The sequence below is a fragment of the Cellulomonas biazotea genome (genome assembly GCF_004306155.1).
GTDB classification, from domain to species: Bacteria; Actinomycetota; Actinomycetes; order Actinomycetales; family Cellulomonadaceae; genus Cellulomonas; species Cellulomonas biazotea.
On sequence record NZ_BIMR01000175.1, the window covers coordinates 1 to 6,186 of the forward strand.

The 6,186-nt window shown below is 74.5% G+C and carries 7 protein-coding genes; 1 reads left to right on the forward strand and 6 read right to left on the reverse strand.

What is annotated here, in order from left to right:
• Positions 1 to 14 precede the first annotated feature (14 nt).
• On the forward strand, positions 15 to 686 hold the full coding sequence (locus CBZ_RS11830) for an SIMPL domain-containing protein (RefSeq protein WP_130781745.1): 672 nt from the start codon (positions 15 to 17) through the stop codon (positions 684 to 686).
• A gap of 141 nt (positions 687 to 827) precedes the next feature.
• On the opposite strand, the gene CBZ_RS11835 is transcribed toward CBZ_RS11830, so the two are convergent.
• The 6 genes from CBZ_RS11835 to CBZ_RS11860 form a co-directional block, all read right to left on the reverse strand.
• Entirely contained in the window at positions 828 to 2,054 is a 1,227-nt protein-coding gene (locus CBZ_RS11835) for a pyridoxal phosphate-dependent aminotransferase (protein ID WP_130781746.1), read from the reverse strand.
• Positions 2,055 to 2,094: 40 nt separating this feature from the next.
• Positions 2,095 to 2,376 (reverse strand): DUF4031 domain-containing protein, encoded by a 282-nt coding sequence (locus tag CBZ_RS11840; RefSeq protein WP_130781747.1) that lies wholly within the window; start codon positions 2,374 to 2,376, stop codon positions 2,095 to 2,097.
• A gap of 70 nt (positions 2,377 to 2,446) precedes the next feature.
• Positions 2,447 to 2,737, reverse strand: a complete 291-nt coding sequence (locus tag CBZ_RS11845; protein ID WP_130781748.1) for a WXG100 family type VII secretion target — start codon at positions 2,735 to 2,737, stop codon at positions 2,447 to 2,449.
• A gap of 296 nt (positions 2,738 to 3,033) precedes the next feature.
• A complete protein-coding gene (locus CBZ_RS11850; RefSeq protein WP_130781749.1) occupies positions 3,034 to 3,825 on the reverse strand; it encodes an HD domain-containing protein in 792 nt (263 codons plus the stop codon).
• Between the two features lie 3 nt (positions 3,826 to 3,828).
• Positions 3,829 to 5,427 (reverse strand): sensor histidine kinase, encoded by a 1,599-nt coding sequence (locus tag CBZ_RS11855; protein WP_130781750.1) that lies wholly within the window; start codon positions 5,425 to 5,427, stop codon positions 3,829 to 3,831.
• Entirely contained in the window at positions 5,424 to 6,152 is a 729-nt protein-coding gene (locus tag CBZ_RS11860) for a response regulator transcription factor (RefSeq protein WP_130781751.1), read from the reverse strand. Before CBZ_RS11860 ends, CBZ_RS11855 begins: the two co-directional genes overlap by 4 nt.
• Between the last annotated feature and the right edge of the window lie 34 nt (positions 6,153 to 6,186).

The window sequence follows — 6,186 nt, forward strand, 5'->3', positions numbered from 1 at the left end:
CCTAGGATCGCCGCATGCGAGAGACGACCGTCACCGTCGAGGGACGCTTCGACCACCACCGGCCCGCGGAGCGCGGCACGGTCACCCTGACGGTCGGGTTCGAGGGGCGCGACCGCGAGGACGTCGTGCGGCGCGTGGTCGCGGAGCACGGGCGCATCGCCGGCGACGTGCAGCACCTGCAGGAGGAGCCGTCGCCCGCGGTCACCTGGTGGTCGTCGGACCGGGTGCGCGTGTGGAGCCAGCGCCCGTGGAACCAGGACGGCAAGCAGCTGCCGCTCGTGCACCACGCCGCGGTGGAGGTCGAGGTCAAGTTCAAGGACCTCGTGCGGCTGGCCCTGTGGGTCGAGGACGTCGCGACCCGCGACGGCGTGAGCGTCGGCGGGATCACCTGGGCGCTGACCGAGGCGACGCGGGAGCGGCTCACCGCCGACGCGCGGGACCGGGCGGTGCACGACGCCGTCGCGAAGGCGACGTCCTACGCGCACAGCCTCGGGCTGTCGGACGTGCGGCCGGTCGCGGTCGCCGACCCGGGGATGCTCGGCGACGGCAGCGCCCCGACGACGCCGGCCCCGGCGATGCAGATGGCGCGGGCGGGCGCGGGGGCGGGCGCGGGCGGTGCGCTGGACCTCAAGCCGGAGGACATCACCGTCGAGGGGCGCGTGCACGCCCGCTTCGCGGCGTCCTGACCCCGGGCGTGCCCGGGGCGACGGCGGCGCAGCCGTCGGCCGCGCGTCGACGTGCCGTCGTGCCGTCGCGTCGCCCGGCTGGGGCTCGTGCTGGTGTGGAAGGTTCGTCGCGTCGTCCGCGACACACCTTCCACACCAGGGTCACTGGCGGTAGGACGACAGGAAGTTGCCGATCCGCTCGACGGCGTCGGCCAGCACGCGGGCCTCGGGCAGCGTGACGATGCGGAAGTGGTCGGGCGTCGGCCAGTTGAAGCCCGTGCCCTGCACCAGCAGGATGTGCTCGCTCACCAGCAGGTCGTGCACCAGCCGGGCGTCGTCGTGGATCTCGTGCACCTCGGGGTCGAGGCGCGGGAACAGGTAGAGGGCGCCGTCGGGCCGCACGCAGTCGACGCCGGGGATGGACGTCAGGCCGCGCCACGCGACGTCACGCTGCTCGTGCAGCCGCCCGCCGGGGGCGATGAGCGCGTCGATGGACTGCACGCCGCCGAGTGCGGCCTGCACGGCGTGCTGCGCGGGCACGTTGGGGCACAGGCGGGTCGAGGCGAGCAGCTCGATGCCCTCGAGGAAGCCCTGCGCGTGGTCGCGCGGGCCGGTCACGACGAGCCACCCGGAGCGGTACCCGGCGACGCGGTACGTCTTCGACAGGCCGTTGAACGTGAGGCACAGCAGGTCGGGGGCGACGGTCGCCATGGGGGTGTGCACGGCGCCGTCGAACAGGATCCGGTCGTAGATCTCGTCGGACAGCACGAGCAGCGAGTGTCGGCGGGCGATCGCGGCGATGCCGTCGAGCACCTCGCGCGAGTACACGGCGCCCGTGGGGTTGTTCGGGTTGATGACGACGATCGCCTTGGTGCGCGGCCCGACGAGCGACTCCAGGTGGTCGAGGTCCGGCTGCCAGCCGTTCGACTCGTCGCACCGGTAGTGCACGGGGACGCCGTCGGACAGCGACGTCATGGCCGTCCACAGCGGGTAGTCGGGGGAGGGGATGAGGACCTCGTCGCCCTCGTCGAGCAGGGCCTGCATGACCATGGTGATGAGCTCGGAGACGCCGTTGCCGAGGAAGACGTCGTCGACGTCGATCTCGGGGAAGCCGGGCTCCGTCTCGTACCGGGTGACGACCGCGCGGCGGGCGGACAGGATGCCGCGCGAGTCGGTGTAGCCGTGCGCGAGCGGGATCGACGCGATGACGTCGCGGACGATCTGGTGCGGGGCCTCGAACCCGAACGCGGCGGGGTTGCCGGTGTTGAGCCGCAGGATGGTGTGCCCGTCGGCCTCGAGCCGTGCGACCTCGTCGAGCGCTGCGCCGCGGATCTCGTAGAGGACGTTCTTGAGCTTCGAGGACTGGTCCAGCGGGCGCAGGTGCGGCATGTCGGGAGCGTACGCCGGACGGTGGGCGGTCCGCCGACGGCTACCCGTGGTGGTGCGTACCGCGCTCGCGGGCGGGCACCCGGAGCCCGGAGGCGCGCAGGCGGCGGATGAGCTCGCCCGCGCTGACCTGGACCGCACCGAGGGCCACGAGCTCGACCACGCGGCTGTCCGGCACGTCGTAGTGGTCGAGGTCGAAGCCGCGCCGGGGGATGCCCGCGCGCTCGGCGAACGTGTGCAGCTCGTCGAGCGACGTGTCGCTCACCAGGTGCGCCCAGAGCACGCCGTGCCGGGGCCACATCGGGGGGTCGACGAGCACGCTCACCTCCCGAGCGTAGGCGCCGCCCGACCCGCGGGCGTCGTGGCCCGCGGGTCGGCTGGACCCACCGACCGCGTCAGGCGGTGAACAGCCGCGACGCCTGGGCCTCCGCGTCGGCGTAGGTCTGGGCCGCGCTGTGCATCGCGGCGCTGATCTGGTCGAGCGACTGCTCGAGCCGCGTCTCGGTCTGCGACCAGCTCGCGAGGACCCCGGCGAAGGCCGTCGCCGCCGAGCCGCGCCACGTGCCCTGCAGGTCGGCGAGCTGGCGGTGCATCGCGGCGACCTCGCTGCGGATGGACGCGGCCCGCGCCTGGACCCCGGCTGCTGCCTGCGCGACGTGGGCGCTGTCGACCTCGTACCTGCTCATGTGGACCTCCCGCTCGCAGGTGCGCCCTGGTGGCGGCACCCCGTGGGGACGACGCTAGGCATCGGCCGGACGGCGGATCGGGTGCGGGGCGACGTCTCGTGGGCCGAGGCCCGTCGGGCGGGGCTGTGGACGGCTCGACGACGGCCGGAGGGCGACGGGGCCTGGTGCCGGCCCTGGCCTCACCACCGCCGTGGAGGGCACCCGTGCCCCGACGGGCGGGCGCGCGCGCCGCTGCCCGGAGCCGACCTGGGTCGACGAGCCTCGCGCCGCACCCGCTCGGCGGCGTGCGCGGCGGGCTAGGACCCCTGCGTCGCCGCGCGCACGGCGGCCTGCGCGGCCGCGTCGTCCGAGGCCTCCAGGGCTGCGGCGTCCGCGTCGGCCGCGGCGAGCGCGGCGGCGTCGAGCTTCGCGAGCTCCTTCTCGAGCCGCTGCTTCTCGGCGGAGATGTTCTGCCGCGCGGGCTCCTCCCACGCCGCCCCGAGGGGGCTGGAGAACAGCGACGGCCGCCCGAGCAGCTTGTCGAGGATCTTCAGGCGCGCCCGCACGTAGTGCTCGACGGGCAGGTGGGCGTACTCGGCGCGCACGTCGTGCAGGTACGCCTTGTAGCGCTGCGGCTCGGCGGCGAGCACGGCCAGGTCGGCGTCGCACAGGACGGCGCAGTCGAAGTCGGCCGGGTCGGGCGAGTGCCGCACGAGCGCCACGACGAGGTCGTGCACGCGCTGCGCGGACCGCTCGGGCACGCCGAGCGACGTCAGCTCGTCGACGGCCAGGCGTGCGCTCGCGATCTCGTCCTCGCCGCCGCGGTTGGCGTAGGCCTTGCGCTCGGCGGAGTCGAAGATCGCGCCGTGGTACCAGGCGGCGAGACGCACGAGGTCGGGCTCGTGCGTCTCCTCGACGAGCTCGTCGACGCGGACCAGCACGTCGACCAGGTGCTTGAGGTTGTGGAAGTCGCGTCCGGGCTCGGTCCAGCGGTCGACGAGCGACTGGCCGACGTCACGGATCTGCTCCGTCGTCGCCGTCGCCCCTGCCCCCTGGACACTGCGCTGGAACGCGGATAGCAACCACTGCGGTGCGTCGTGGACGCCCATGGATCAAGCCTCACGCCGATGGTCGGGACGCGCCATCGTAGAGCCTGCCGCGTCGACGGGGGAGCCCGGTTCGGGCGTCGGCCCCGACGCGCCGGGCAGCGACACGCGGACGGTGGTGCCGCCGCCGTCGGTCTCCCGCAGGCCCACGACGCCGCCGTGCGCGGTGACGATCGCGGCGACGATGGCCATGCCGAGCCCCGCGCCGCCCGAGTCGCGGCCGCGTGACGCGTCGACGCGGTAGAACCGCTCGAACACCCGCGCGGCGTGCTCGGGGTCGATCCCGGGGCCGTGGTCGCGCACCTCGACGACGCCCGTCCCGTCGGGTCCCGCGCCGACGGCGAGCTCGACGGGGGTGCCGGACGGCGTGTGCTGGACGACGTTGCCGACGAGGTTCGCGACGACCTGGCGCAGCCGGGCCTCCTCGCCGAGCACGACGCACGGGCCGGTCGGCGCCCCGGGGACGAGGGGGACGAGCCGTGCGGTGCGGGTCGGGTCGAGGGCGTGCAGGTCGCTCACGGCGTCGGCGGCGAGCACCGTGAGGTCGACGGGCTCGCGACGCAGGGGGCGGTTCTCGTCGAGCCGCGCGAGCGCCAGGAGGTCGTCGACGAGCCCGCCCATGCGCGTCGCGGAGCCCTCGATGCGCCGCATGGTGTCGTCGACCTGCTCGCGCTCGGTGAGCGCGCCCATCCGGTACAGCTCGCCGTAGCCGCGGATCGCGGCCAGCGGGGTGCGCAGCTCGTGCGAGGCGTCGGCGACGAACCGGCGCATCCGGGCCTCGGAGGCGGTGCGTGCGGCGAACGCCTGCTCGATCTGGGTGAGCATCCCGTTGAGGGCGACGGACAGCCGGCCGACCTCGGTCCGCTCGGGCGCGCTCGGGACGCGCTGGGACAGGTCGCCCGCGGCGATGGCGGCCGCGGTCGCCTCGATCTGCCGCAGGGGCCGCAGCGAGCGGCGCACGGCCCAGGCCCCGGCGATCGCGCCGAGCAGCACGATCCCGGCGCCGCTGACGACGAGCACGAGCACCATCGACTTCACGGTGTGCTGCGCGTCGGCGAGGGGCAGGGCCACGACGACCGACCCCGTGGACCCCTCGGACGACACGACCGGGTACGCGACGACGCGCCAGCGGGAGTCGTCCTTGGTCGAGCGGACGGTGAACGGCTCGCCGCGCTGCGCGTTCGCCTGGGCGCCCGTGAGGTCGGGGACGACGGGCGTGCCGTACCGCAGCCGCGCGGACCGCGACGGCAGGTTCTCGTCCTCGATGCCGAGCACCTGGACGCGGACGTAGTAGTCGTTGGGCGCCATGCTGCCGCCGAAGTTGAGCGACTCGACCTGCTGCTGCGCGAGCACGGCCCCCTCGGACTCGAGCTTCTCGTCGACCTGCCGCACCAGCGTGCCGCCGAGCAGCGTCGCGCTGACGACGCCCGCGAGCACGAGGCCGAGGCCGACGAGCACCGTGATGATGCCGACGAGCCGGTGCACGAGGGGGACGGCCGCCCACCGGGCCCGCAGCCCGGCGAGCCGCGGGGGACGCGCCGGCGGGGGCTCGGGCGTGGGCGGGTCGGCGAGGTCGGGTCCGGGCGCCGGTGCGGGTGCCGTCACGACGACTCGCGCAGCAGGTACCCGACGCCGCGCTTGGTGTGGATGAGCGGCGGCAGCCGGTGCCCGTCGGCGTCCGTGAGGTGGTCGACCTTGCGCCGCAGGTAGGAGATGTACGACTCGACGATGTTCGCGTCGCCGCCCCAGTCGTACTGCCACACGTGGTCGAGGATCTGCGACTTCGACAGCACCCGGCCGGGGTTGAGCATGAGGTAGCGCAGCAGCTTGAACTCGGTGGGGGACAGCTCGACGGGGTGCCCGCCGCGGACGACCTCGTGGGAGTCCTCGTCGAGCTCGAGGTCGGCGTACCGCAGGACGCTGGACGCGACGTCGACGCCCGCGGACGTGCGGCGCAGGATGGCCCGGATGCGCGCGACGACCTCCTCGAGGCTGAACGGCTTGGTCACGTAGTCGTCGCCGCCGACGGTCAGGCCCTGCACCTTGTCGGCGGTGTCGTCGCGCGCGGTGAGGAACAGCACGGGGACGTGCTGGCCCTTCTCCCGCAGCCGGCGCGTCACGGTGAAGCCGTCCATGTCGGGGAGCATGACGTCGAGCACGACGAGGTCGGGCTCGGTCTCGCGGGCGAGGCGCAGCGCGGCACCGCCGTCGGCGGCGGCGTGCACCTCGAAGCCCGCGAACCGCAGCGAGGTCGCGAGCAGCTCGCGGATGTTGGGCTCGTCGTCGACGACGAGCAGTCGGGCCTCGGGCTCGGGCGACGCACCGGTCATCGTCCCAGTCTGCTCCCCGGACCTGGGCGTCGCC